This window comes from Brevibacterium sp. K72, from assembly GCF_050562175.1.
Classification (GTDB): Bacteria; Actinomycetota; Actinomycetes; order Actinomycetales; family Brevibacteriaceae; genus Brevibacterium; species Brevibacterium casei.
In genome coordinates, this window is sequence record NZ_CP191582.1 from 2,016,401 (window position 1) to 2,041,341 (window position 24,941).

General features: G+C 68.1%; 25 protein-coding genes. 20 read left to right on the forward strand and 5 right to left on the reverse strand.

What is annotated here, in order from left to right; translation table 11 throughout:
* The first annotated feature begins 27 nt into the window (after positions 1-27).
* From ACQ1RG_RS08905 to ccsB, 14 genes are all read left to right on the forward strand, one after another.
* Positions 28-1,224: an acetoin utilization protein AcuC gene (locus tag ACQ1RG_RS08905; protein WP_009380570.1), complete on the forward strand. Its 1,197-nt coding sequence runs from the start codon at positions 28-30 to the stop codon at positions 1,222-1,224.
* Between the two features lie 138 nt (positions 1,225-1,362).
* Positions 1,363-1,461: a 30S ribosomal protein bS22 gene (locus tag ACQ1RG_RS08910; protein ID WP_005504750.1), complete on the forward strand. Its 99-nt coding sequence runs from the start codon at positions 1,363-1,365 to the stop codon at positions 1,459-1,461.
* A gap of 78 nt (positions 1,462-1,539) precedes the next feature.
* Positions 1,540-1,785 (forward strand): glutaredoxin family protein, encoded by a 246-nt coding sequence (locus tag ACQ1RG_RS08915; protein WP_009380568.1) that lies wholly within the window; start codon positions 1,540-1,542, stop codon positions 1,783-1,785.
* Between the two features lie 58 nt (positions 1,786-1,843).
* A complete protein-coding gene (locus ACQ1RG_RS08920) occupies positions 1,844-2,536 on the forward strand; it encodes a redox-sensing transcriptional repressor Rex (RefSeq protein WP_119296371.1) in 693 nt (230 codons plus the stop codon).
* Complete coding sequence (hemA, locus tag ACQ1RG_RS08925) at positions 2,533-5,025, forward strand: glutamyl-tRNA reductase (protein WP_227007279.1); 2,493 nt, start codon at positions 2,533-2,535, stop codon at positions 5,023-5,025. Before ACQ1RG_RS08920 ends, hemA begins: the two co-directional genes overlap by 4 nt.
* Positions 5,022-6,641 (forward strand): uroporphyrinogen-III synthase, encoded by a 1,620-nt coding sequence (locus ACQ1RG_RS08930; protein WP_227007278.1) that lies wholly within the window; start codon positions 5,022-5,024, stop codon positions 6,639-6,641. Before hemA ends, ACQ1RG_RS08930 begins: the two co-directional genes overlap by 4 nt.
* Position 6,642: 1 nt before the next feature.
* The gene (gene hemB / locus ACQ1RG_RS08935; RefSeq protein WP_009380563.1) at positions 6,643-7,626 is read left to right on the forward strand and encodes a porphobilinogen synthase; all 984 of its coding nucleotides are present in this window, start codon (positions 6,643-6,645) and stop codon (positions 7,624-7,626) included.
* On the forward strand, positions 7,623-8,090 hold the full coding sequence (locus ACQ1RG_RS08940) for a MarR family winged helix-turn-helix transcriptional regulator (RefSeq protein ID WP_009380562.1): 468 nt from the start codon (positions 7,623-7,625) through the stop codon (positions 8,088-8,090). The genes hemB and ACQ1RG_RS08940 overlap by 4 nt, the downstream gene beginning before the upstream one ends.
* Positions 8,087-9,454, forward strand: a complete 1,368-nt coding sequence (gene hemL / locus ACQ1RG_RS08945; protein ID WP_063249236.1) for a glutamate-1-semialdehyde 2,1-aminomutase — start codon at positions 8,087-8,089, stop codon at positions 9,452-9,454. The genes ACQ1RG_RS08940 and hemL overlap by 4 nt, the downstream gene beginning before the upstream one ends.
* Positions 9,454-10,095 (forward strand): histidine phosphatase family protein, encoded by a 642-nt coding sequence (locus ACQ1RG_RS08950; protein ID WP_063249235.1) that lies wholly within the window; start codon positions 9,454-9,456, stop codon positions 10,093-10,095. Before hemL ends, ACQ1RG_RS08950 begins: the two co-directional genes overlap by 1 nt.
* Positions 10,092-10,688 carry a TlpA family protein disulfide reductase gene (locus tag ACQ1RG_RS08955; RefSeq protein ID WP_063249234.1) on the forward strand — a complete coding sequence of 199 codons (597 nt, stop codon included), beginning with the start codon at positions 10,092-10,094 and terminating at the stop codon, positions 10,686-10,688. Before ACQ1RG_RS08950 ends, ACQ1RG_RS08955 begins: the two co-directional genes overlap by 4 nt.
* A 5-nt stretch (positions 10,689-10,693) precedes the next feature.
* A complete protein-coding gene (locus ACQ1RG_RS08960) occupies positions 10,694-11,449 on the forward strand; it encodes a cytochrome c biogenesis CcdA family protein (RefSeq protein ID WP_040342424.1) in 756 nt (251 codons plus the stop codon).
* Positions 11,449-13,101: a cytochrome c biogenesis protein ResB gene (gene resB / locus ACQ1RG_RS08965; protein WP_009380549.1), complete on the forward strand. Its 1,653-nt coding sequence runs from the start codon at positions 11,449-11,451 to the stop codon at positions 13,099-13,101. The genes ACQ1RG_RS08960 and resB overlap by 1 nt, the downstream gene beginning before the upstream one ends.
* A 105-nt stretch (positions 13,102-13,206) precedes the next feature.
* The gene (gene ccsB, locus ACQ1RG_RS08970) at positions 13,207-14,226 is read left to right on the forward strand and encodes a c-type cytochrome biogenesis protein CcsB (protein WP_063249233.1); all 1,020 of its coding nucleotides are present in this window, start codon (positions 13,207-13,209) and stop codon (positions 14,224-14,226) included.
* A gap of 358 nt (positions 14,227-14,584) precedes the next feature.
* On the opposite strand, the gene ACQ1RG_RS08975 is transcribed toward ccsB, so the two are convergent.
* Positions 14,585-15,307 (reverse strand): SDR family NAD(P)-dependent oxidoreductase, encoded by a 723-nt coding sequence (locus tag ACQ1RG_RS08975; protein ID WP_063249232.1) that lies wholly within the window; start codon positions 15,305-15,307, stop codon positions 14,585-14,587.
* 57 nt (positions 15,308-15,364) lie between these two features.
* Here ACQ1RG_RS08975 and ACQ1RG_RS08980 point away from each other — a divergent pair, with 57 nt between their 5' ends.
* Complete coding sequence (locus tag ACQ1RG_RS08980; protein ID WP_040342412.1) at positions 15,365-15,916, forward strand: MarR family winged helix-turn-helix transcriptional regulator; 552 nt, start codon at positions 15,365-15,367, stop codon at positions 15,914-15,916.
* Positions 15,917-15,924: 8 nt separating this feature from the next.
* On the opposite strand, the gene ACQ1RG_RS08985 is transcribed toward ACQ1RG_RS08980, so the two are convergent.
* A complete protein-coding gene (locus ACQ1RG_RS08985; RefSeq protein WP_009380543.1) occupies positions 15,925-16,356 on the reverse strand; it encodes a PLDc N-terminal domain-containing protein in 432 nt (143 codons plus the stop codon).
* 157 nt (positions 16,357-16,513) lie between these two features.
* On the opposite strand from ACQ1RG_RS08985, the gene ACQ1RG_RS08990 reads away from it, so the two are divergent.
* On the forward strand, positions 16,514-16,840 hold the full coding sequence (locus ACQ1RG_RS08990) for a DUF4229 domain-containing protein (protein WP_009380541.1): 327 nt from the start codon (positions 16,514-16,516) through the stop codon (positions 16,838-16,840).
* 82 nt (positions 16,841-16,922) lie between these two features.
* On the opposite strand, the gene ACQ1RG_RS08995 is transcribed toward ACQ1RG_RS08990, so the two are convergent.
* From ACQ1RG_RS08995 to ACQ1RG_RS09005, 3 genes are all read right to left on the reverse strand, one after another.
* Entirely contained in the window at positions 16,923-17,855 is a 933-nt protein-coding gene (locus tag ACQ1RG_RS08995; RefSeq protein WP_119296364.1) for a 1,4-dihydroxy-2-naphthoate polyprenyltransferase, read from the reverse strand.
* Between the two features lie 91 nt (positions 17,856-17,946).
* On the reverse strand, positions 17,947-19,161 hold the full coding sequence (locus ACQ1RG_RS09000; RefSeq protein ID WP_063249228.1) for an AMP-binding protein: 1,215 nt from the start codon (positions 19,159-19,161) through the stop codon (positions 17,947-17,949).
* Positions 19,162-19,165: 4 nt separating this feature from the next.
* Positions 19,166-20,083, reverse strand: a complete 918-nt coding sequence (locus tag ACQ1RG_RS09005) for a 1,4-dihydroxy-2-naphthoyl-CoA synthase (RefSeq protein WP_095376755.1) — start codon at positions 20,081-20,083, stop codon at positions 19,166-19,168.
* A gap of 103 nt (positions 20,084-20,186) precedes the next feature.
* Here ACQ1RG_RS09005 and ACQ1RG_RS09010 point away from each other — a divergent pair, with 103 nt between their 5' ends.
* The 4 genes from ACQ1RG_RS09010 (at position 20,187) to ACQ1RG_RS09025 (ending at position 24,870) form a co-directional block, all read left to right on the forward strand.
* Positions 20,187-21,320 carry an o-succinylbenzoate synthase gene (locus ACQ1RG_RS09010; protein ID WP_095376754.1) on the forward strand — a complete coding sequence of 378 codons (1,134 nt, stop codon included), beginning with the start codon at positions 20,187-20,189 and terminating at the stop codon, positions 21,318-21,320.
* A gap of 285 nt (positions 21,321-21,605) precedes the next feature.
* Positions 21,606-22,280: a hypothetical protein gene (locus tag ACQ1RG_RS09015; protein WP_430600053.1), complete on the forward strand. Its 675-nt coding sequence runs from the start codon at positions 21,606-21,608 to the stop codon at positions 22,278-22,280.
* A 16-nt stretch (positions 22,281-22,296) separates the two neighbouring features.
* The gene (locus tag ACQ1RG_RS09020) at positions 22,297-23,331 is read left to right on the forward strand and encodes an IS30 family transposase (protein WP_430600054.1); all 1,035 of its coding nucleotides are present in this window, start codon (positions 22,297-22,299) and stop codon (positions 23,329-23,331) included.
* 228 nt (positions 23,332-23,559) lie between these two features.
* Positions 23,560-24,870, forward strand: a complete 1,311-nt coding sequence (locus tag ACQ1RG_RS09025) for an ISL3 family transposase (protein ID WP_036316278.1) — start codon at positions 23,560-23,562, stop codon at positions 24,868-24,870.
* The last annotated feature ends 71 nt before the right edge of the window (positions 24,871-24,941 follow it).

Here is a 24,941-nt window from a genome sequence, read left to right on the forward strand (position 1 = left end):
GTGAGCCGCGCCATATAGCATTGCCCCATGGCAGATAGCGATGTCTACGTCGTCTGGGACGAGGCGGTGACCGGGTACGACTTCGGTCCCAGCCATCCGATGCACCCCCTGAGACTCGACCTCACCGCGAAGCTTGCGATCGACTTCGAGCTCTTCGACCGCGACGGCGTCGACGTCCGCTCCATCTCCGACCTCGACGAGGCGGCGCTGGCCCGCGTCCACGACGACGACTACATCACCGCCGTCAAGGAGGCGGGCAGTCCCGCCGGACTCGACCATGGGGAGGCGGAGCGGTTCGGGCTCGGCACCGACGACGTGCCCGTGTTCGAGAACATGCACTCCGCCTCGGCGATGCTCTTCCAGGGGTCGGTCGATGCGGCCCGGGCGATCACCAGCGGCGACTACCGCCGCGCGGTGAACTTCTCCGGCGGCATGCACCATGCGATGGCGGATCGGGCGAGCGGATTCTGCGTCTACAACGATGTCGCCGGGGCGATCACCGAGTTCCTCGACGCCGGTTTCGAGCGCATCGTCTACATCGACCTCGACGCCCACCACGGTGACGGCGTCGAAGCCCTCTTCTGGGATGACCCGAGGGTGCTGACGATCTCCATCCACGAGTCCGGCAAATACCTCTTCCCCGGCACCGGGTACCCGGCAGACATCGGCGGACTCCGGGCGGCCGCCTCGGCGGCGAACATCGCCCTGCCCCCGCGCACCGGCGACGAGGACTGGCTGCGCGCCTTCGATGCCACCGTGCCCGCCCTCGTCGAGGCCTTCTCCCCGCAGGTCATCGTCTCCCAGCACGGGTGCGACGGACACCGGATGGACCCGCTCACCCACATGCGTCTGAGCATCGACGCGATGCGCGTCGCCACCGAACGCGTCCGCCGGCTCGCCGAGGACCATGCCGAGGGCCGGTGGCTCTCGACCGGGGGAGGAGGGTACGCGATCATCGATGTCGTGCCGCGCGCCTGGACGAACCTCATCGCCATCGCCGCCGACGCCGACATCGACCCGGGGACACGGATCCCCGGGCGCTGGGCGCACTACGCGCAGACGAAGACCGGCCGCGAAGCGCCGCTGACGATGACCGACGGCTTCGACGGCTCCTTCACCCCGTGGTCGCACGGATTCGACCCGGAAACCGAGCTCGACCGCGCGGTCATGGGCACCCGGAAGAACCTCTTCCCCTTCTTCGGCCTCGACCCGTACTTCGACTGACCCGAACGGCCTCCGCGCCCGCTGTGGATCTCGACACAGTTTTGGGAAAGAACGGGCCGGGGCGATAGAATTGCACGGTTAGTTCAAAGGGTGGGCACCTGAAGTTCACCTCCACCGACAAGCACAAGGGGTACCCGCGTGGGCTCAGTCATCAAGAAGCGCCGCAAGCGTATGTCGAAGAAGAAGCACCGCAAGCTGCTTCGCAAGACACGTCACCAGCGTCGCAACAAGAAGTAAGACCGGGTACGGTCCTACGCCCCCGCTCGAATCCCATTTCGGCGGGGTTTGTTGTCACCTTCACAACAGGAGTGTGTCGTGGTCGAGCTGACCTTCCTCACCCGCGCCGGTTGCCACCTGTGCGAGACCGCGAAGGCCACCGTCGCCGAGGTGGTGTCCGGCAGGGACGTCACCGTGACCGAGATCGACATCGACACCGACGAGGAGCTGACCGGCCGGTACGGCTGGGACGTCCCCGTGGTGCTCCTCGAAGGACGACAGCACAGCTTCCACCGGGTCGACCGGGACAGGCTGTCCCGGGCGCTCGAGGCGCTGGGCGCATGAGGCGCCCAGCGGCCGCAGCCCGGAACGCATGAGCAGAGTGAAGGAGTGACACGGTCCAGTGGGCGAGATTCTCTCCGCGGGCAGCATCGAGGGTGTCGTTCGCAAGGACGTCCCCGAGCGCGTCATCTCCCGACTCCCGATCTACCTCCAGACGGTCGAGACGATCGCGGCCACCGGCCAGACCACCGTGTCCTCGGAGGCGCTGGCCAGCCGCAGCGGCGTCTCCCCGTCGATCCTGCGCAAGGACCTCTCCCAGCTCGGCCGCCCCGGACGCCGCGGCGTCGGCTACGCGTGTGCGGAGCTGGCGGCGACGCTGCGGTCCTTCCTCGGCCTCGACCACGCTCAGAGCGTGGCGATCATCGGCGCCGGACGGCTCGGCTCCGCGCTCGCCGACTATGCCGGCTTCCGCGGCCGGGGCCTGCGGCTGACAGCGATCTTCGACGTCGACGAGGCGAAGATCGGCACCACCATCGGAGCGCTCACCGTCTCCGACCTCAGCGAACTCGCCACCTGGCCCGATGACATCGACCTCGTGGTCATGGCGGTTCCCGCCTCCGCGGCACCGGCGGCGGCGCGCATCGCCGCCGACGCCGGCGTGCGCGGCATTCTCAACTTCGCACCCACAGTGCTCGAGACCCCGGACTCCGTGCGGGTCCGACAGGTGGATCTGGCCAGTGAGCTGCAAGTACTCGCGTATTACTCGGCGCTCGATGACAACGCCGGCACTCCAGTTGAGGAGCACAGCAATTGACTCTCTTGGTTCTCGGCATCTCCCACCAGTCGGCGCCGATCGACATGCTCGACGCCCTGGCCTTCGGCACCGATGACGTCGACCGTCTGCGGACCGACGCCCTCGGCGGTGCGAGCGTCGACGGTCTCGCCGTCCTCTCGACGTGCAACCGCCTCGAACTCATCGCCGACGTCTCCGCCTTCCACGGCGGGCTCGCCGACCTCGGCAACGCACTCGTGTCCTCGATCGACAAGGAATGGCAGGACATCGCCGGGCACTTCTACGCCCACTACGACTCCCAGGCCCTCCAGCACCTCCTCAAGGTCGCCTGCGGACTCGACTCGATGGCGATCGGCGAGGCCCAGATCCTCGGTCAGCTGCGCTCGACGTTCACCGATTCGATGGCCGCCGGAGCCCTGACCTCCGACCTCTCCCATGCCCTCCAGCAGAGCCTGCGGGTGGGCAAGCGAGCCCATTCCGAGACCGGCCTCGACGAGGTGGCCCGCTCCCTCTTCGGTGCCGCCCTGGAGGCCTCCCAGGCCCACATCGGTTCGCTGCGCGCGGCGAACGCGCTGGTCATCGGGGCCGGCGCGATGTCGGGCCTCGTCGTCGCAGGCCTCCACAAGGAGGGCGTCAACCACCTCACCGTGCTCAACCGCACGATCGAGAAGGCCGAACGCCTCATCGCCGAGGTGGGCGGTCGTGCCCGTGAGCTCACTCCGCGGACACTCGCCGAGGAGATCGCCGACGCCGACCTCATCATCTCCTGCACCGGCGCCCGCGGCGTCGTCGTCACCCGCGACGACATCGTCGCCGGTCTCTCGCAGAGTTCGAAGTCCGCGGCGAACAAGGCCTTCATCGACCTCGCCCTGCCGCATGACATCGACCCGAGCGTGCGCGAGTTCGAACACGTCGCCCTCTTCGGCCTCGGTGAGATCCGCAATCTGCTCACGAGCTCCGCGAACGAACGCGACGCCGCCGTCGTCGAGACCGTCGAAGCCGTGCGCGCTATCATCGCCGAGGAGGCCGACAAGCTCGAGTCCGGGGCGAAGGAGCGCGCCGTGGCCCCCACCGTCACCGCCCTGCGCACGCATGCCAAGGACGTCATCGCCGCCGAGACCGAGCGCCTGGAGAAGAAGATCGGCGAATCCGTCGACGAGAAGGTCTTCGCCGAGATCCGCAAGTCGCTGCACCGTGTGGCCGAGAAGCTCATCCACACCCCGACCGTCAAGGTCAAGGAGCTCGCGGTCTCCGACTCCGACGTCGACTACGCCCAGGCCCTCATCCAGCTCTTCGACCTCCCGACGATCAAGGTCGCCCACGCGAAGGCGACCCCGGAGACGAAGGTCGCGAAGGCCTCGAGCCCCGAGCACATCGAAGCCGACGGACTTCGTCCCGTCGCCGACCACACCCTCGACGTCGTCGAACCCGAGCATCCGACGGGCCGGACGATCCGACTCGGCACCCGCCGCTCCCAACTCGCCCGCTCGCAGTCGACGGCGATCGCCCACCAGATCGCGGCCCTGACCGGCTGGCGGGTCGAGATCGTCGAGGTCGTCACCGAAGGCGACGTCAACATGTCCCCGCTCGCCGGATTCGGCGGCACGGGCGTGTTCGTCTCCGCCGTGCGCCAGGCCCTCCATCAGGGCCAGATCGACGTCGCCGTCCATTCGCTCAAGGACCTGCCGACGACGCCGGAGCCGGGGATCCAGCTCGCAGCGATCCCGCCCCGCGTCGATCCCGCCGACGTCCTCATCGGCCGCGACGGCCTCAGCCTGAGCGAGCTGCCCGCCGGCAGCGTCGTCGGCACCGGTTCGCCGAGGCGCGCCGTCCAGCTGCGCGCCGCCCGCCCCGACATCGAGGTCCGCGGGGTCCGCGGCAACGTCGACACCCGCATCGCCCATGTCCGCGACGGCCGCCTCGATGCCGTCGTCCTCGCCGCAGCCGGTGTCCGTCGCATCGGGCGCCTCGCCGAGGCGACCGACCTCCTCGACTTCGACACGATGCTTCCCGCTCCCGGACAGGGGGCGCTGGCGATCGAGACCCGCGGCGCCGACAGCCCGTTCACCCAGGACGAGGAGCTCATGGCCGGCGACGTCGCCATCCGCACGGCCCTGCGCCGCCTCCACGACGAGGCCACGGACCTCGCCGTGACCTGCGAACGGGCCATCCTCTCCCGCGCCGAAGCCGGCTGCTCGGCCCCGATCGGGGCCCTTGCGACGATCGAGGGCGATGAGGTCGTCGTCACCGCGATGATGGCCGATGACGGCGGCACCATCGCCCGCACCCGGATGTCCGCGCCGCTGCCCGTCGTCGACGGCGACCTCTCCTCCCGCGACGACGAAGCGCTCAAGGTTGCGGGCAAGGAGATCGCCCGTGTCGCCGACGAACTCGGCACCGCCGCCGCCGAGGACCTGCTGCGCCGACTCGACATCGACCCTGCGCAGTCGTCGGACCACCTCACCCCCGTCAAGGCCGCCGCCCAATCGTCGTCCCAGGGGCGCGCATGAGCAGCGCGGAGATGCCGGAGAAAGCGCCGACGGGACAGGTCCAGCCCCGTCGGCTGCTGCCGGTGGCCCCACGCGTCGTCTTCATCGGCTCCGGACCCGGGGAGGCGGGACTGATGACCGCCCGGGGTGCCGACATCCTCGCTGACGCCTCCCTCGTCGTCTACGACGCCCAGGTCCACGCAGAGATCGTCACCGCCTACGTCCCGCAGGCGGCCGAGGTCATCGACGCCGCCGAACTCGGCCAGGCCGCCTCGACCCGCGGGCGCCGCCTCGCCGACCTCGCCCGCCCCGACAAGACCGTCGTGCGCCTGAGCTCGGACGACGGGCTCCTCTTCACGACGACGACCACCGAGGCGGCCGTGTGCCGCAAGGCCGGCATCGACGTCGAGATCGTCCCCGGAGTCGGCCTGTCCGCGGCGACCGCCGCCTACACGGGCACTCCGCTGACGACGAACCGCGTCCGCTCGGTGCGCTACATCGAGTCCGGCCCGCAGACCCACGTCGACGTGTCCAAGCACCGCAACACCACGCACGTGCTCACCGGCACCGCCGCCGAGCACGAAGAGGCCTTCCGTGCCCTGCTCGCCGACGGCTGGGACGAGACGACGAAGGTCCTCGTCGGCTGGGGGATCTCGACGACGGAGCAGACGACGGTGGAGACGACCCTCGGCCAGGCCGCAGCCCTGTGCCGGTCCGCGGGGGACCGGATGGTCGTCATCATGGGCCAAGGCGTGGAGGACCGCGGAGAGCTCAGCTGGTTCGAGACCAAGCCCCTGTTCGGCTGGCAGGTCCTCATCCCGCGGACGAAGGAGCAGGGGACCTCGACCGCCGAGGCGCTCGCCGAGCTCGGCGCCGTCGGCACCGTGGTGCCGACCATCGCGGTCCAGCCGCCGCGCACCCCCACGCAGATGGAGAAGGCGATCCGCGGCCTCGTCGACGGATCCTACGAATGGGTGGGCTTCACCTCGGTCAATGCCGTGCGCGCCGTGCGCATGTGGTTCGAGGACTTCGGCCTCGACGCCCGCTCCCTGGCCGGTGTCAAGGTCGCCGCCGTCGGCGGACGCACCGCCGCGGCGCTGCTCGACTGGGGGATCACCCCTGACCTCGTCCCCGACGGCGAGCACTCCGCCCGCGGACTCGCCGCCTCCTGGCCGGACTACGTCGACGACATCGACCCGATGAACACCGTCCTCCTGCCGCGTGCCGACATCGCCACCGAGGTGCTCGTGGCCGGCCTGCTCGAGAAGGGCTGGGACGTCGACGACGTCACCGCCTACCGCACGGTTCGCGCCTCCCCGCCGCCGGCGCCGATCCGGGAGGCGATCAAGGCCGGCGACTTCGACGCATTCCTCTTCACGTCGTCGTCGACGGTGCGCAACCTCGTCGGCATCGCCGGCAAGCCCGCGGCCACCTCGGTGATCTGCTGCATCGGACCGGCCACCGCGAACACCGCGGAGGAGCACGGCCTGCGCGTCGACGTCCTCGCCGAGGAGGCCAACCTCACCTCCCTCATCGACGGTCTCGTCGCCTTTGCGACGAGGATGCGCGATGAGGACCTCGCCGCGGGGCAGACCCCGATGCGCCCCAGCCAGAAACGCCGGAGAAAGAAGGCCTGACATGGCACCGATCATCCGTCCGCGCCGCCTGCGCTCGACACCGGCGATGCGCCGCCTCGTGAGCGAGGTGCGGCTCCATCCGGCCGACCTCGTCCTGCCCATGTTCGTCAAGGAGTCCCTCAGCCAGCCCGCGCCGCTCTCGGGCATGCCGGGGGTCGTCCAGCACACCCTCGACTCGCTCCTCGACGCCGCACGCGAAGCGGTTGCGGCCGGAGTCGGCGGGCTCATGCTCTTCGGCATCCCCGAGGTCCGCGACGAGACCGGGTCACAGGCCGATGATCCCGAAGGCATCCTCAACCGGGCGCTGCGACTGCTGCGTGATGAGTTCGGCGACGAGACGGTCATCATGGCCGACCTCTGCCTCGACGAGTTCACCTCCCACGGCCACTGCGGCGTGCTCGACGAGACCGGCCGCGTCGACAACGACGCGACCCTCGTGCGCTACGCGTCGATGGCGGTCGCCCAGGCCCGCGCCGGTGCCCACGTCGTCGGTCTCTCGGGGATGATGGACGGCCAGGTCGCCGTGTGCCGGGAGGCCCTCGACGACCACGGCTTCACCGATGTCGTCGTCCTCGGCTACACCGCGAAGTACGCCTCGGCGTTCTACGGGCCCTTCCGTGAAGCCGTCGACTCCGAGCTCAAGGGCGACCGCAAGACCTACCAGCAGGATCCCGCGAACGGCCGCGAGGCCATGCACGAACTCGACCTCGACCTTGCCGAGGGCGCGGACATCGTCATGGTCAAGCCCGGCCAGCCCTATCTCGACGTCCTCGCCGAGGTGGCCGCCGAGTCCCCGGTGCCCGTGTGGACGTACCAGGTGTCCGGGGAGTACGCGATGATCGAGTTCGCGGCCGCGGCCGGGGCGATCGACCGGGAGAGGGCGATCGAGGAGTCCCTCATCGGCTTCAAGCGCGCCGGAGCCGACGCGATCCTCACCTACTGGGCCACCGAGGTCGCCCGGCAGCTGACGGGAGGCCGACGATGAGCGAACCGCGCTGGCTCTCGACCGCCGAACAGAAGTCGTGGCGCAAGTACCTCACGGGCAGCCAGCTGCTCCACACCCAGGTCGAAGCCGACCTGCGCGAGCACTTCGGCATCGGCCTGCCCGAGTACGAGATCCTCGTGCGCCTGAGCGAGAGCGAGAACCGGTCGCTGCGCATGGCGCAGCTCGCCGCGGACACGACGATGTCGCGTTCGCGTCTGACCCACAGTGTTGCGAGAATGGAGAAGAAGGGGCTCCTGGCGAGGTGCCCGATCCCCGAGGACGGTCGCGGCGTGAGCTGTGCGATGACCGACGCAGGATGGGACCTCCTCGTCTCGGCCGCCCCGACGCACGTCGAGAGCGTGCGCGACAACCTCGTCGATCTGCTCGAACCCGAGGAGATGGCGACGCTGGGAACCATCTTCACGAAGGTCACCCGGCACCTCAGGGCGAAGGAGAACTCATGACCGAGACCCGGACCACCGCGACCCAGCCGACCACGGAATCGGCAGCGCTCTTCACCCGCGCCGAACGCGTCATCCCCGGCGGGGTGAACTCGCCGGTGCGGGCGTTCCGGGCGGTCGGGGGCACCCCGCGCTTCATCACCTCGGCGACGGGGGCCTGGCTGCGCGACGCCGACGGGAACGACTACATCGACCTCATCGGCTCGTGGGGGCCGATGATCATGGGCCATTCGCGCCCCGAGGTCCTCGCCGCAGTCCAGGAGGCCGCCGTCAAGGGCTTCTCCTTCGGCACCCCGTCCGTCGGTGAGGTCGAACTCGCCGAGGAGATCGTCTCCCGAGTCGACCCCGTCGAGGAGGTGCGCCTGGTGTCCTCGGGCACCGAGGCGACGATGAGCGCGATCCGCCTCGCCCGCGGCTTCACGGGCCGACCCAAGGTCGTCAAGTTCGCTGGCTGCTACCACGGTCACGTCGACTCGCTGCTCGCGCAGGCCGGATCCGGGCTCGCGACCTTCTCCCTCCCCGACACGCCGGGGGTGACCGGGGCCCAGGCCGAGGACACCATCGTCGTGGACTACAACGACGCCGAGGGCCTGCGCGCCGTCTTCGCCGAACACGGGGACTCCATCGCCTGCGTCATCACCGAGGCGAGTCCCGGCAACATGGGCGTCGTCCCGCCCCGGGACGGCTTCACGAACACGATCCGCGAACTCACGAAGGCGCACGGTGCGCTGATGATCAGCGACGAGGTGATGACCGGGTTCCGCGTCTCCGCCGCCGGATGGTACGGCTACGAATCCGAGACGCTGGGCTACCCCGAGGGTCCGGCCGACCTCTTCACGTTCGGCAAGGTCATGGGCGGAGGCTTCCCGGCTGCGGCCTTCGGCGGTCGCGCCGACGTCATGGCCCACCTCGCTCCGGCCGGTCCCGTCTACCAGGCGGGCACGCTCTCGGGCAATCCGGTCGCCACGGCAGCGGGACTCGCGACGCTGCGGCTGACCACCGACCTCGACGTCTACTCGCACATCGGCCGGGCTGCCGACATCCTCCGTCCCGCGGTCGCCGAGGCACTCGACGCCGAGGGGGTGGCCCACACGATCCAGTCGGCGAACTCGATGTTCTCCGTCTTCTTCACCGACCGCGAGGTCGTCGACTACGACGACGCCCGGGCGCAGAACGTCGAGCGCTATTCCGTGTTCTTCAACTCGATGCTCGCCTCGGGCATCCACATGCCGCCGAGTGCCTTCGAAGCGTGGTTCCTCTCCTACGCCCACACCGACGAGATCCTCGAGCGGATCATCGCGGCCCTGCCGGCCGCCGCGAAGGCCGCCGCCGCGGTGCCCGATAAGCCCGCCGGCCAGGAGGCGTGATGAGCACGATCCACCTCGTCCGCCACGGCGAAGTCGACAACCCCGAGGGCATCCTCTACGGCAGGATCCCCGGCTTCGGGCTGACCGAGCGCGGTCACGAGATGGCGCGCCGGGTCAGTGAGCACTTCGCGGAGGCCGACACGCAGCCCGTCGCGCTCGTCGCCTCCCCGCTGCTGCGCGCGCAGCAGACGATGGCCCCGCTGTCCGAGCGCCTCGGTCTGCCGGTGACCACCGACGACCGCGTCATCGAGGCGGCGAACTCGTTCGAGGGGCAGAAGCTCTCGGCGCGCAAGCTCAGCGAACCGAAGAACCTCGTGCGCCTCTACAACCCGCTCATCCCCTCGTGGGGCGAGCCCTACCGGCAGATCGTGCTGCGGATGCAGGCGGCCATGGCCAGCCTCCGAGCCCGCCTCGCACCTCACGGCGAGGAGGCCGAGGCCGTCGTCGTCTCCCATCAGCTTCCGATCTGGATGGCCAGGCTCGCCGGCGAAGGACGCTCCCTCGTCCACGACCCGCGCAAACGTGAATGCGCTCTGGCCTCTGTCACGAGTTTCACATTCGACTCGTCCACACTGGTGTCCGTGAGCTACGAGAACATCTGCGCGGATCTCCAGCCCGGCCACGCGGTGGCAGGAGCATGATCGGCGGCAACCGGCCCCTCGGCCGACGAGCGGTCCTCTCCGGCATCGTCGCAGGCACAGCGCTCGTCCTCAGCGCGTGCAGCGAGAACGACGACCTCGCCGCCCAGGCGGGATCCGATCAGGGGTACGTCTCCGGATCCGGCGTCGTCTCCCAGGTGCCGGTCAAAGACCGCGGCGAACCGCTCGACCTGAGCTTCACGACGATCGACGGCACGCAGATGTCGCTGGCCGACATCCGCCCGAAGCCCGCCGTCATCAACCTCTGGTACGCCGCGTGCCCGCCCTGCCGAGTGGAGGCCCCCGACCTCAAAGCCGTCTCCGAGGAGTTCGCCGACCGGGCACAGTTCATCGGCGTCAACGTCCGGGACCAGGAGCCCGAGGCGAGCGCGTTCATCGCGAACTACCAGATCCCGTACCCGAACATGATCGACTCGAACGGTGACATGGTCGCCCTCCTCTCCGGTGTCCTGCCTCCGCAGGCGACGCCGTCGACTGTCATCCTCGACGCGCAGGGCCGTGCCGCGGCCCGCGTCGTCGGCGCCGTCGACGAGTCGACTCTCAGGGGACTCATCGAGGACGTGCTGGCGGAGTGAATGGGATCGGGGCGGACTTCGCCCAGGCGGTGCTCACCGGTCCTCTGCTGCTCGCGGCCGGTGCCGCAGCGCTTGCCGGACTCGTCTCCTTCGTCTCTCCGTGTGTGCTCCCGCTCGTGCCCGGCTACGTCGGCTATGTCACGGGACTGAGCGGATCCTCCCTCAAGGACAAGGAGACGTGGCGCGTGGTCCTCGGGATCACGCTCTTCGTGCTCGGGTTCACCATCGTCTTCGTCATCCTCGGCACCGGCTTCTCCGCCCTCGGCGCCCTGTTCTCCCAATGGCAGGACATCGTCATCCGGATCCTCGGCGTCGGAGTGATGATCGCCGGGCTCGTCTTCATGGGAGCCTTCGGGTTCCTTCAGAGGGAACGGCGGATCCAGAAGAAGCCGAAGGCGGGACTCTGGGGTGCGCCGGTGCTCGGAGCGACGTTCGCGATCGGGTGGGCACCCTGTGTGGGGCCCACGCTCTCAGCCGTGCTGACGATGTCGCTGAGTTTCGGCTCCGACGGAACGCTGTGGCGCGGCGCCTTCCTCGCGTTCGTCTACTGCCTCGGCCTCGGCATCCCCTTCATCTTCCTGGCGATCGCCATCCACAAGGGTGCCGGCCGCCTCTCCTGGGTGCGCGAGCACCAGACGACGATCGTGCGCATCGGCGGCGCCCTGCTCATCGCGCTCGGCTTCGTCATGGCCATCGGACTGTGGAACCAGTGGATGAATTCCCTGCAGGGACTCATCTACGGATTTGAAGTGGTGATCTAGTGGCAGACAAGACTGCTGACAACACGACGACCGCGGGCGGCCGCGACGCAGGCCCGACGGCGCCCGCGTCGGGGAAGGGCCCGGATCGCACCGCTGTGACCCAACCGCAGCTCGGCTTCATCGGCATGTGCCGGTGGGCGTGGCGGCAGCTGACGACGATGCGCGTGGCGCTCATCCTCCTCCTCGTCCTCGCGCTCGCGTCGATCCCCGGCTCACTGCTGCCGCAGCGGATCCAGGATCCGGGGCGGGTGAACACCTTTCTCGACGAGAACGGGGCGTGGGGAGGCTTCCTCGACGCCATCGGAATGTTCGACGTCTACTCCTCGATCTGGTTCTCCGCGGTCTACCTGCTGCTGATGATCTCGCTGGTCGGATGCATCGTCCCACGCGCCGGCCAGCACTGGAAGGCGATGCGCTCCGCGCCTCCCAAGGGACCGCGGCGGCTGGGAAGGATGCCCGGATACGTGGCGTTCACCTCGGCGGAGGTCGAGGACGGGGAACTCACCGACGAGGAGTTCCTCGACGCCGCGCAGGCCCGGCTGAAGAAGCTCGGCTACCGCACCTCCCGCTACGGTGACCATGTCGCGGCCGAACGCGGCTACCTGCGCGAGACCGGCAACCTCGTCTTCCACATCGCGGTCCTCATGACGACCCTGACCATGGCGATCGGATCGCTCTTCGGGTACGAGGGTCAGCGCGTCCTCGTCGAGGGGGACACGTTCACGAACTCCCTCGTCGCCTACGATTCCTTCGACCCGGGCACCTACTACGATCCCGACAATCTTCCCCAGTTCCGCCTCACCCTCGACGACTTCGAAGCGACCTTCGACGACCAGGCCCTCGGCAACCAGTTCGGTCAGCCCCGCACCTTCGAAGCGCAGGTGACCTCGACGGTGGACGGGAAGTCGAAGACGGAGACGCTCAAGGTCAACGAACCCATCCGCGTCGCCGACACCGGCATCTACCTCACCGGCAACGGGTACGCTCCCGAGGTGACGGTGCGGGACGCGACGGGCAAGGTCGTGCGCTCCGGCCCACAGGTCTTCATCCCCGCCAACGGCGACCCCGGCTACACCTCGGAGGGGGCCATCAAGGTTCCCGATGCCGCGGGTGAGCAGATGGGATTCGTCGGCGTCCTGCTGCCGACGGCGACGCAGAACGAGCAGGGCGACCTCGTCTCGAACTTCGCAGAGCTGCGCAATCCCTACCTCGTCATGAGCGGGTACACCGGTGATCTCGGCCTCGATTCGGGGGTGCCGCAGTCGGTGTACACCCTCGACGCCTCGAGGATGACGCAGATGACCGATGCCTCAGGCGATCCGCTCGTCATCCAGCTCGTTCCGGGGGAGACGCAGCAGCTGCCCAATGGGGGTTCGGTGACGTTCGACGGGGTCAAGCGCTTCATCGCCGTCGACATCTCCCAGGACCCGACCCAGGCGCTCATGTTCATCAGCTCCGCCCTCGTCCTCATCGGCCTCGGACTCTCCCTGTTCATCCCGCGCCGTCGGATGTGGGTGCGGATCAAGGGCGCCGATGTCGAAGTGGCGGCGCTCGCCCGCGGCGAGGATCCGATGGTCGAACGCGCCGCGCGCGAACTCGCCAAGGACCTCGGCAGCGAGAGCCGCGACGACGATGACGACAGGGAAAGATGAGCCGGGCCTACTACAGGGAGTAGAATCGTGTCCGTGTGCTGCCCTGCAGCGAGCACGGCAGTCCGACAACGCTAGGAATTGAGCACCTCACGGTGCGGAGGAATCATGGACGTCAACCTTGATCTGGCGATGTGGTCGAACCAGCTCATCGTCTCCGCGATGGTCGTCTACGCCGTTGCGATGATCTTCTACGCCTTCGACCTCTTCGGCGGACGTGAGCTCAAGCGCTCCGAAGGTGCGACGGTCGCCGCGAAGCCGAGCACCGTCAGACGCACCAACAGGCGGACCGCGACAGCTCTGCTCGATCGGCCGGGTGCCGGTGACGACTCCGGCTCCGGGGCGGCGTCCGGCGGTGCCGAGGACCTCAAGGGTCGTGCCCGTCGCGGCGCCCGCATCGGCACCTCGCTGCTCGTCCTCGCCATCATCCTCCACGTCGCCTCGGTGCTCACCCGCACGTTCTCGGTGATGCGCGTGCCGTGGGGCAACATGATGGAGTACGTGCTCACGGCGACGGCCATCACCGTCATCGTCTACCTCATCGTGCTCACCCGCAAGGACATCCGCTACCTCGGGACCTTCCTCTCCGGTGCGGTGCTGCTCTCGCTCGGCCTGGCGATCACGGTGTTCTACACGCCCGCCGCGCAGCTCATCCCGGCGCTCGACTCCTACTGGATCGCCATCCATGTGCCGATCGCGATCCTCTCGACCGCTCTGCTCTCGATCTCCGCGATCCTCGCCGTCTTTCAGATCCTCAAGACCGTCAGCGAGGACAAGGATCCCAAACTGCTGCGCTTCATGCGCCGCCTGCCGTCGAGCACCGACCTCGAGCGCACCTCCTACATGCTCGCCGCGGTCGGCTTCATCACGTGGACCTTCACCCTCATCGCTGGCGCCATCTGGGCCGAGGTCGCCTGGAGCCGCTACTGGGGCTGGGACACGAAGGAGATCTGGACCTTCGTCGTCTGGGTCATCTACGCCGCCTACCTCCACGCCCGTGCGACCCGCGGCTGGGGTCCGACGAAGGTCGCCGTCCTCAACCTCATCGGCATCGCCTCGGTGATCTTCAACTTCACCGTCGTCAACGTCTACTTCAACGGACTCCATTCCTACTCCGGGCTCGGGTGAGGCTCTCTCCTCCCTACCGAGACCGTTTGTGGTCGATAAACCGAGGCCGAAACGCCGTTTGAGCGTTTCGGCCTCGGTATATCGACCACAACTGCGTTGGTTCGCGCCGAGGCGGGAGCGGTGGCCGGTGTCCGGTGGCCGCCACCCCGTGTGCGGTCGGAAGACCGAGCCAGATCGGCCATTTTCGCGTTTTGGCCTCGGTTCTTCGACCACAACTGGGGTCACAAGTGGGGTCTTGGGTGATACAGGGGTGGGCAGCGCCGTCACGGCCAGCACCATGGCCCCATGGTCTCAGCTCTGTGTCCCGGCCTTGTGCGCTGCGCCTGACGGACACAGAAGGCACTCGATCGGGCAGAAGTCAGCGCGTCGGCTGCTCTCCGCCGTTGACGGCGAACGTTTGGCCGGTGATCTGACCGGCGCCGGCCGATGCGAGAAACCATATGGTCTCTGCGATGTCCTCCGGAGCCCCGGCGCGCTTCGTCATCGCAGCGTCGATGAGCGATGCCCGGCGCTCGTCGGTGAGGTTGTCACCGAAGAACTCCGTGTCTGCGATGTATCCCGGAGAGACGACGTTGGCGGTGATTGCGCGGGCGCCGACCTCGCGCGCCAGGCCGATGTTCCATGACGCGATTCCGGCCTTGGCGGCACCGTAGGACTCCGCGCCCTTGTCGGCGGCGATGGATCCGATCGACAGGATGCGACCGTTCTCGCGCATGCTCGGCAGAAGAGCGCTTGTCATGAGCACGGCGCTGAGAAGATTGGCGTCGAGGTTCGCATGCCATGCCGCCGCGATGTCGGCGAGGCTGGCGGGTCGCGGGCGTTCGAAATCGGTGTTGCCCCCGGCATTGTTGATGAGGACGTCAACGGCTTCCAGCTGTTCTGCGAATCGTTCGACCTGGCCGGAATCGGTGCCGTCGACGGGTCTCACAACGATGTCACCCTCGACTTCCCGAGCCGTAGCCTCGAGGACGCTCCGGCGCCGCCCGGTGATGATGACGTGCTCGCCCTCCCGTGCGAAGCGTTCTGCGCAGGCGCGGCCAATCCCGGTTCCGCCCCCAGTGATGACGATTGTGCGTGGCATGGTCAGTCCTTCCGTTCAGATCTAAACGTTTAGATCTAAACACGGTAGGCTGAAGACATGAGCTCTGACAACCCCGGCGACGCTGCTGATTCGATCACCGGTGCTTGGGCACGCGAACGCCCCGACCTGCCGGGCGACTCGATCGGCATCGTGACGCGGATCTGGCATGCGTCGAAACTGCTCGGAGATGACCGGAATCGACTGCTGAGGCGACACGATGCCGATCCGGCCACGCTTGATCTGCTGTCGACACTGCGGCGCGGAGGACAGCCGTATCGGATGTCGACGGGTGAGCTGGCGAGAGCATCGCTCATCACCAAGGGGGCGATCACGCAGAGGGTCGATCGTGCAGAGGCGCAAGGGTACGTGCGCCGTGTGACCGCGCCTGGAAGGAAAGTCGCGGAAGTCGAGCTGACCGACCGCGGGCGGCGGGTCAGTGACGAATTGGTCGAGGCCGTCCTGCGCCACGAGGAAGGGCTGCTTGCGGGTCTCCCACAGCATGAGCGTGATGATCTGGCTGCGTCACTCCGACGTCTGCTCGCACATCTCCATAGGGTGCTCGGCGCTCAAGGTGATGGCAACCCAGGACAGGTCGGCACCCGCGACTGACGCCGGCCTCAGCCCGTGTGGCCGCGGCCCTCTCCCTTGGAGCCTTCTGAGCCGTGCTCGTCCTCGGAGTCCGGGTCGTCGGGACGGTCCTCGGGATCGAGGGTGTCCCCGGGAGGGGTCTCGGAGTCGGTCGGCTCGTCGTCACGGGGGCGATGCTTGCCGAGCTTGACCTCGCGGTCGACCTGGCGGAGGTAGTCCTCGTCGTCGTCGGGGGCGGTGGGTCCGCTGCGCCTCGGCGAGGGGTCGGGCCTGGCCTCGGAACCGCGCCCGAACACGTACCAGAGGACGAAGCCGATGATCGGGATGATGAGGATGATGAGCGCCCAGACGGGCTTGGGCAGGACTCGGACGAGACTCCGATCGCGCAGCAGACAGTCGAAGAGTCCGTACAGTGTGATCGCTGCCGCTAGGACTATCCCGGCAATGAGTACTCGAGCCATGGATCAAGGATAGTCGACCAACCTGAAGACCCGCTCAGTCAGGGGGTGATGAGTTTCGACAGGACGCATTGCCCGATCACCGGTGCACGGCTGCACCCCGGACGGCCGCGCGCGGTTCTGAGAGTCCACGCAGGCTGACCCGACTAGAATGGGTGCAATGCGCAGCTTCTGGATCTACACCCTCGCCCGGCTCGGCATCATCGTCGCCGTCGGGCTGCTTCTCCAACCCTTCCTCGGGTTCACTCTCGTCATGGCCGTCGCGGCGATCCTCATCGGCGCACTCATCAGCTACCTCGCGCTTGGTGGGATGCGGGCGAAGGTCGCCGGCGACATCGAGCACCGGCTCGCCAACCGCAGGAAGTCCAAGAAGCGCAAGGGCGCCGATGAGTCGTTCGAGGACAGCCTCGTCGATGAGAACGCCGCCGACGAGGCCGCAGCGACTGAGACGAAGTCAGAAGCCAAGAAGCCCGAATCGGGAGCCTGAGACTCCCACAGCTCCGCCGCCGAGCTCGGCACTCAGTCGCTGAGCACGAATGCCGTCCGCGGCTTCCCGCCGCAGAGATCGACTAGAGCGCGAGACCGAGCGCCATGAGCGCCGCGAAGCACAGTGCCGTGAGCCCAGTCGACTTGATCGTCGGAATGAGCCCTTCGCCGGTCGTCCCGCTGAGCACGGTCTTCAGCGTTGAGAGCGCGGGCACGAGAGCAAGCACCGCAAGCGCCACAGCAGGGTGCCCGTCGAGGATGGCGAGAGCCAAGAGCGCGAAGGGTGTGAGGACGAGCATCGCGTAGGCGATGCGCGCGCGATGGTCGCCGAGGCGGACGGCGAGAGTGATCTTCCCCGCCTCGGTGTCGGTGGGGATGTCGCGAAGATTGTTGACCATGAGCACCGCCGAGGCGAGCAGCCCGATCGAGACGGCCCCTGTCCACCCGCTCAGGGTCAGGGCTCCCACCTGCATCCACATCGTGCCGAGGGTGGCGACGAGACCGAAGAAGATGAAGACGAACACCTCGCCCAGTCCGAGGTACCCGTAGGGCCGCGTCCCGCCGGTGTAGAACCACGCGGCGGCCACAGCCGCGGCCCCGACGAGGAGGAACCACCACGCCTGCGAGATGAGGACGAGCGCGATTCCGACGAGACCGGCGATGCCGAAGCAGATGAACGCCGCGCGCTTGACCGCTGACGGCTCGGCGAGACCGGTCGCCGTCAGCCGCACAGGTCCCACACGCACATCGTCGGTGCCGCGGACGCCGTCGGAGTAGTCGTTGGCGTAGTTCGAGCCGATCTGGAGGAACAGGGAGACGAGGAGGGCGAGGAAGCCCTTGAAGACGATCCCCGAGAACGAGTGCTCGTGCCCGTCGTTCGTGTAGTCGCCGATGATGAACGACGTGAAGCCCCCGACCGCTCCGATCGCCGCTCCGGTGCCGATGAGCACGGGGGCGAGTGCGAGCGGCAGCGTCCGCAGTCGCGCGCCGGAGATCCACTGCGCGGCAGTTGCCATAGGGGTCGGACACCTTCCTCCGGGTTGGTTGAACCGTCTCATATTACCGAGAGTTCACTTGATCGGGAATTTCCCTCCGGTCATCGATCGGTCACGGTTCGGTGAGCATCTGCAGCCGTGCCCGGGCCACCTCGGCGGCCTGTCTGCGGTCGGGTTTGCCGATCGAACGGACGGGGATCTCATCGACGACGAGGACCTCCCGCGGAAGCATTCCCGCCGTGTCCGGGGGGACGAGGCCGCGCAGCACCTCACCGAGTCCGGTGGGGGATCCCGATCGTGCCCGCACCGCCTCCGAGGCTGCCTCGCCGAGGCGGACGAGGGCGACGATCCGCTGGCCCCACTCCGCATCGGGCACGGAGGTGACGAGCACCTCGGCGATGCCGTGGCCCTGCCAGGCCGGCAGGAGGGCGGATTCGAGGGCGTGCGGGGAGACGTTCTCCCCGCCGGAGACGATGACGTCATCGACGCGGCCGAGGACGCTGAGCACCCCGTTATCGATCCGCCCGAGGTCGGAGGTGCGGATCGTCCTCCCCGCACCCGTGCCCACGAGGGCCGGGGAGTCGATCGGGGTGAGGGCACCGTCCCCGGCGATGGCGACGTAGGCGTCGGCGACGACGGGTCCGGTGAGGTCGATCGTGCCGGCCTCGGTGATGCTCACCTCCACGCCGTCGAAGGGTCGGCCGTCGTAGACGCACCCGCCCGCGGTCTCCGACATCCCGTAGGTCCGCACGATCTTCAGCCCCGCCGCTTCCGCTCCTTCGAGCAGGGCGGGGGAGATCGCGGATCCGCCGAGGAGGATCGCCGTGAAGTCCGCAGCCGCCGAGGTGGCCGCGGGGTCGGCGAGGATCCGGTGCAGCTGCGTGGGGACGAGGGAGGTGTACCGCGGGCGCTCGCCTCCGCGGGCGACGAGCGCCCGGACGTCCTCGGCGAAGTTCGCTGCGGTGAACGAGGCGGCGGTCGAGCGGACCGGGTCCTCCCCGGCCAGGCGCGCGCGCATTTCGACCTGGAAGCCCGCGATGTGGTTGACCGGCAGGGTGAGGTACCAGCGGCCGGGACCGGAGAGGAAGCGCTCCGTCGCCCGCGCCGAGGTGGTCAGGGCCTCGGACGAGAGGGCGACGGCCTTCGCTGCCCCCGTCGACCCCGAGGTGTGGAGGATGAGGGCGGGGGAGGGTCCGTCTCCGCGCCAGAGGGCGGGGTCCGCCTCGGCGATGGACCCGGTCCGGGAGGTCGGCAGGAGGAGGATCGACTCCCCGGCAAGGGCCCGGTCGATCGCCTCCGGCAGCTGTGCTGGGGTCAGCTCTGCCACGGGCTCAGTAGTACCAGGGGTACGGCGACCAGTCGGGGTCGCGCTTCTCGAGGAATGCGTCACGGCCTTCGACGGCCTCGTCGGTCATGTAGCCGAGTCGGGTCGCCTCCCCGGCGAAGACCTGCTGGCCCATGAGGCCGTCGTCGACGAGGTTGAAGGCGAACTTGAGCATGCGCTGGGCGTTCGGGGACTTGCCGAGGATCTCTTCGGCCATCGTCAGGGCCGCGTCTTCGAGCTCGGCGTGGTCGACGACTTCGTTGACGGCGCCCATGTCGGCCATCTCCTGCGCGGAGTACGTGCGGCCGAGGAAGAAGATCTCGCGCGCCTTCTTCTGGCCGACCATCTTCGCCAGGTACGCCGAGCCGTACCCGGCGTCGTAGGAGCCGACATCGGCGTCGGTCTGCTTGAACTTCGCGTGCTGCCGCGAGGCGATCGTCATATCGCAGACGACGTGGAGGCTGTGTCCGCCGCCGGCCGCCCAGCCGGGGACGACGGCGATGACGACCTTGGGCATCGTGCGGATGAGGCGCTGGACCTCGAGGATGTGGAGGCGACCGGCCCGTGCCGGATCGACGCTCTCGCGGGTCTCGCCCGAAGCGTACTGGTAGCCGGAGCGGCCGCGGATGCGCTGGTCACCGCCGGAGCAGAACGCCCACCCGCCGTCCTTTTCACTCGGTCCGTTGCCGGTGAGCAGCACCGCCCCGACGTCGGAGGTCTGGCGGGCGTGGTCGAGAGCGCGGTAGAGCTCGTCGACGGTGTGCGGGCGGAAGGCGTTGCGGACCTCGGGACGGTCGAAGGCGATGCGCACGGCACCGACGTCGTCACCGTCGGCGTCGATCGCCCGGTGGTAGGTGATGTCGGTGAAGTCGAAGCCTGCGACCTCGCGCCAGCGGGTCGGATCGAAGATCTCGGAGACGGTCATGGTCCCCAGCCTAACGCGCGCCGAGGTGGCGCCGAGGTCAGGGTGTGCATGCCGGTCACGGGTCCTATGGGGCGGTCCCGCACCCTATGGGTAGGGTGGCCCCATGACCGCCACCGCCCGGGATCTCCCCGCCTCCATCGCCGACCTCCTGCCCCGCGTCCACGTCCTCCGGCTGCCCATGATCACGCGGTTCCGGGGCATCACCGAGCGTGAGGTCATGCTCCTCGAAGGCCCCGCAGGCTGGGCGGAGTTCTCCCCGTTCCTCGAGTACGGGCCCCTCGAGTCCTCCCGGTGGCTGCAGGCGGCACTCGAGTTCGCGGGTCTCCTCCCACCGGAGTCAGGGCAGGACCGCCCCCTCCCGGGGCAGGCGCGCCCGGGTTCCACCTCGACGGCCCCGACTCCGGCCTCGACCGAACCCGGCCGTCCCACCGCCCGTACGTCCGTCCCTGTCAACGCGACCCTTCCCGCCCGTCCCGTCGCCGAGGTCGAGTCGATCCTCGCCCGCTTCGGTGCGGTGGGCACGGTCAAGGCGAAGGTCGCGGAGAACGGGATCGCCTCCCTGCCGGAGGACCTCGCCCGCCTGCGCGAGCTGCGCCGACTCCGCCCCGACGTCGAGCTGCGCCTCGATGCGAACGCGAAGTACACCCTCGCCGAGGCGCTCGACGCCGCCGAGGCCTTCGCCGGGTTCGGTCTCCAGTACTTCGAACAGCCCGTGCCCGGGGTCGAGGACCTCGCGCGGCTGCGGGAGGAGTTGGCCGCCCGGGGCCTGCCGGTGCGCCTGGCCGCCGACGAGTCGATCCGTAAGGCCGAGGACCCCCTGCGGGTGGCCGGGCTCGGTGCCGCCGAGGTCGTCATCGTCAAGGTCCAACCGCTGGGTGGGGTGGCTGCGGCCCGGAGGATCGTCGCGGAGAGTGGGCTGCCGGCGGTGGTGTCCTCGGCGCTCGAATCCTCCGTGGGTCTGGCCGCCGGTGCGCAGCTGGCCGCGAGCCTGCCGGTCACCGCGGCGAGCAGGGAGGTCCTCGGTGAGATGCCCGCGTGCGGTCTCGGCACGGCTCGTCTCTTCGCCGAGGATGTCGTCGCCGATGGCCTCGTGCCCACGGACGGTCGGATCCCCGTGACGCGGATCGCCCCGGACCCGCAGCGCCTGAGGGCACTGGATGCGGGTCCGGGGCGATCGGAGTGGTGGCTGCGGCGGGCTCAGGCGTGCTGGGACGTCCTGCGCTCGCCCACCGAGTGAGGGCTGAACTCAGCCGGCGTTCTTGACGGCCCGAGACCCCAGTATTCGTTGACGGCGCCTAGTGAATCATGGGTGAGGGTGAAGTTGGCCAATGGGGCCAACACAGTTCAAGGAGCCGACCGTCGAAAGGGTGGTTGAACTCTTCTTCTCCGCAACCGAGATCGACTCATAATAACGATTTGACAACGGTGGACAGCAGGGTCAATTGCGTAGGCAATGGATCGGCAAAACTAGGTCTGTACTGCGGAAATCGCGTGAGTCTTGAGTTGCAACTGAGGTACGTATATGTCGAAATCTGTAATTGGAGCAATTGCACTTGTTGTATTGACGCTGTCCGCCTGCGTGGCCGGTGATGCGGAACCCAGCGGGCAAGAGTCACCAACGCAATCTGCGGAGGCAGTGCCGCAGGCGGTGCAAGACAAGATTGCGCAGTGGTCCCGTTTGTCCGATGTCGAGATTGAGCCGTTCAACAAGGACATGGGGCTCTTCAGCGGGGATCAGGTCGAGCTCGTCAGTCAGGACGTCATCGAGCTTGCGAAATCCCAACTTCGTGCGGATCGCGCTTCTTCGAGTGCTGAGATGGAACAGCAGGTGAAAGATCTTGCTGCAGGAGCACCTGGAAAACTCGGTGAATCCATGACCGACCAGGTGGAACTGGATAGAAAGGACGAGTCCGAGAAGTTCTGGACCATGCCGTACGTTCAGCCTCTCGATAGCTCTCTGGATGTTGTTGAAGACAGCCGAATGAGCTATGCGTGGGATGCCAAAGTTGAACCGGTCGCGGATGGAACGGGTGTGACTGTCACGCTTTTCACCCGAACTGCTCATTGGGTAAACATCGATGATGGTGCCCGGACATTGATCGGGATCTCCAGTTGGATCGCCTTGAGTACGGTTGACCCGGAGTATGCGGGTGGTGTCATAGCGTCGAAGCAACACTCCCGGTCGGCGGGGGTCTGATCGGTGGAGTGTGCAGATGGCGCGGGTGGGGTTGTCGTTCAGCGACAGGTCGGAGATCTCGGCGGCCTCGAAAGCGGGCTGGTCGGTGCGGAGGATCGCCCGTCACCTGGGGCGTTGCCCGTCGGTGATCTCGCGGGAGCTTCACCGGAACTCGACGAAGACCCGCGGCTACCAGGCCGTGACCGCAGACGTCAGAGCGCAGCCTCGGCGAGCTCGCCCGCAGCAGCGGAAGGTCGCGGGGGATCCGGTGCTGCAGGCGAGGGTGGACGCCGACCTGGCCGCGTCCTGGACGCCGAACGAGATAGCGGGCCGGTTGCGTCTGGAGGCGACAGACCCGACCGTTGAACGCATGGCGAACTCTCCTGACGCACGCGGCCGAACCGTCTCCGGTGAGGCTATCTACCAGTACATCTACGCAATCCCGAAGGGTGAGCTCGCCCGCAAGGGCATCTTCCTGCAGTCCAAGCGGACCAAGCGCCGACCACGTACGACCGGGCGGACGCGCGGTGGCCCAATCGTAGGTATGGTCCCGATCGCGGAGCGAGGTGAGGACGCCGCCCAGCGTCGGGTGCCGGGGCACTGGGAGGGTGACCTGATCATCGGGAAGAACGGCACCTCGTGCGCGGCGACGCTGGTGGAGCGGATGAGCGGGTTCACCGGGCTGCTGGCCCTGCCCTCGAAACACGCCGAGCCAACCGCTGACGCGGTCATCGAGTTTTTCAACGACCTGCCCGAGATGATGAAGGCATCGTTGGCGTGGGACCAGGGCAGCGAGATGGCCCAGCACGCGAAGGTCTCCCTGGCCACGGCGATGCCGGTCTACTTCGCCGATCCCCACTCGCCCTGGCAGAGGCCCAGCAACGAGAACACGAACCGGCTCTACCGGGAGTATCTGCCCAAGGGCACGGTGATCCCCGATCACCAGCCCTACCTCACCACCATCGCCGAGGAGATCAACAATCGACCCCGCCGCCGACTGGGCTATCTCACGCCCACCGAGGCATTCGCTCGACTGCTCGCCGGCGAGCCCCATGTTGCTTCGACGCCTTGACATCGCCGCGGCGACGTCAGGCGATTATGCTTGGCAAGTTTACGCACATGCATCAAACGCGGACATTTGTGTCGCAGTCAAGGGCAAGCCGTTCGTCCCTTTACCTGCAGACGAGACCGGCTCTTCGCAGCTGAGAGTGTAGTCGGGTTGGGCGCGTCGGTCGCTGGATAGGGGTCGAGGCCCTCCGAGGATGGAAGTTCTGACACTGCCCATCCTGAGGACCTCGACATGGATCACGCTACCTTCGTTCGCCCTGACCTGACCACGTTCTGCCGTCTCGACGAGCTCGGCCTCGAGGCCGTCGGACAGCGGGTTGAGCCTGATCGTGCGGTGATCCAGTGCCGGGTCCTGGAGCCGGACCCGTGGTGCAGGGAGTGCGGGGCCGAGGGCGTGCCCCGAGACACGGTGATCCGCCGGTTGGCGCACGAGCCGTTCGGGCACCGGCCCACGACCTTGATGGTCCGGGTCCGCCGGTACCGGTGTGTTACCTGCCGTCGGACGTGGCGGCAGGACACGTCGAAGGCCGCGGCGCCGCGGGCGAAGATCACCCGTGGCGGGGTGGGCTGGGCGCTGACCGGTGTGGTCGTGGACCACCTCACCGTCAGCCGCGTCGCTGCCGGGCTGGGAGTGTCCTGGCATACCGCCAACGAGGCGGTCATCGCCGAGGGCAAGCGGGTGCTGATCGACGATCCGGCCCGGTTCGCCGGGGTCACCACCATCGGGGTCGATGAGCACGTGTGGCGTCACACGCGCCACGGCGACAAGTACGTGACCGTGATCATCGACCTCACCCCGGCCCGGAACAAGTCCGGGCCCGCGCGGCTGCTGGACATGGTCGCGGGCCGGTCGAAGGCCGTGTTCAAGCAGTGGCTGGCCGATCGTCCTCGGGCGTGGCGGGACGGGGTGGAGGTCGTCGCGATGGACGGGTTCACCGGGTTCAAGACCGCTGCCGCCGAAGAGCTACCCACCGCAGTACCGGTCATGGATCCGTTCCACGTCATCCGTCTGGCAGGTGAGGGACTGGACCGGTGCCGGCAGCGCGTCCAGCAGCACACCCTCGGGCACCGGGGCCGGGCCGGGGACCCGCTCTACCGGGCGCGGCGGACCCTGCAGACCGGCGCGGACCTGCTCACCGACACCCAGCGCGCCCGGCTGGACACGGTATTCGCGGCAGACGAGCACGTCCAGGTCGAAGCGACCTGGGGCATCTACCAGCGGATGGTCGCCGCCTACCGCGAGCCCAACAAGACCACGGGCAAGCAGAGGATGCGAGCGGTCATCGAGTCGGTCGCCAGCGGCGTCCCAGACGCGCTGGTCGAGATCCGCACACTCGGCCGGACGCTGAAGCAGCGCGCCGCAGACGTGCTCGCCTTCTTCGACCGGCCCGGGACCTCGAACGGGCCGACAGAGGCCATCAACGGCCGACTCGAACACCTCCGCGGCTCCGCCCTCGGCTTCCGCAACCTCACCCACTACATCGCCCGATCTCTACTCGAGGCCGGCGGATTCAGACCCCGACTACACCCTCAACTGCGATGAGCCACGAGACCGACAAGGAATCTCTCGATTTCTTTACTTCATTCGGCAAAAACGAATTCGTCGCAATTGAA

Coding starts and splice junctions, on each gene's coding strand:
- ACQ1RG_RS09010 (WP_095376754.1), top strand. CDS start 20,187: ATGACCGCCACCGCCCGGGATCTCCCCGCCTCCATCGCCGACCTCCTG.
- hemB (WP_009380563.1), top strand. CDS start 6,643: ATGGCACCGATCATCCGTCCGCGCCGCCTGCGCTCGACACCGGCGATG.
- ACQ1RG_RS09025 (WP_036316278.1), top strand. CDS start 23,560: ATGGATCACGCTACCTTCGTTCGCCCTGACCTGACCACGTTCTGCCGT.
- ACQ1RG_RS08975 (WP_063249232.1), bottom strand. CDS start 15,307: ATGCCACGCACAATCGTCATCACTGGGGGCGGAACCGGGATTGGCCGC.
- ACQ1RG_RS08930 (WP_227007278.1), top strand. CDS start 5,022: ATGAGCAGCGCGGAGATGCCGGAGAAAGCGCCGACGGGACAGGTCCAG.
- ccsB (WP_063249233.1), top strand. CDS start 13,207: ATGGACGTCAACCTTGATCTGGCGATGTGGTCGAACCAGCTCATCGTC.
- ACQ1RG_RS09005 (WP_095376755.1), bottom strand. CDS start 20,083: ATGACCGTCTCCGAGATCTTCGATCCGACCCGCTGGCGCGAGGTCGCA.
- ACQ1RG_RS08995 (WP_119296364.1), bottom strand. CDS start 17,855: ATGGCAACTGCCGCGCAGTGGATCTCCGGCGCGCGACTGCGGACGCTG.
- ACQ1RG_RS08955 (WP_063249234.1), top strand. CDS start 10,092: ATGATCGGCGGCAACCGGCCCCTCGGCCGACGAGCGGTCCTCTCCGGC.
- ACQ1RG_RS08950 (WP_063249235.1), top strand. CDS start 9,454: ATGAGCACGATCCACCTCGTCCGCCACGGCGAAGTCGACAACCCCGAG.
- hemL (WP_063249236.1), top strand. CDS start 8,087: ATGACCGAGACCCGGACCACCGCGACCCAGCCGACCACGGAATCGGCA.
- ACQ1RG_RS08980 (WP_040342412.1), top strand. CDS start 15,365: ATGAGCTCTGACAACCCCGGCGACGCTGCTGATTCGATCACCGGTGCT.
- ACQ1RG_RS08990 (WP_009380541.1), top strand. CDS start 16,514: ATGCGCAGCTTCTGGATCTACACCCTCGCCCGGCTCGGCATCATCGTC.
- ACQ1RG_RS08905 (WP_009380570.1), top strand. CDS start 28: ATGGCAGATAGCGATGTCTACGTCGTCTGGGACGAGGCGGTGACCGGG.
- ACQ1RG_RS09020 (WP_430600054.1), top strand. CDS start 22,297: ATGGCGCGGGTGGGGTTGTCGTTCAGCGACAGGTCGGAGATCTCGGCG.
- ACQ1RG_RS08985 (WP_009380543.1), bottom strand. CDS start 16,356: ATGGCTCGAGTACTCATTGCCGGGATAGTCCTAGCGGCAGCGATCACA.
- ACQ1RG_RS09015 (WP_430600053.1), top strand. CDS start 21,606: ATGTCGAAATCTGTAATTGGAGCAATTGCACTTGTTGTATTGACGCTG.
- ACQ1RG_RS08940 (WP_009380562.1), top strand. CDS start 7,623: ATGAGCGAACCGCGCTGGCTCTCGACCGCCGAACAGAAGTCGTGGCGC.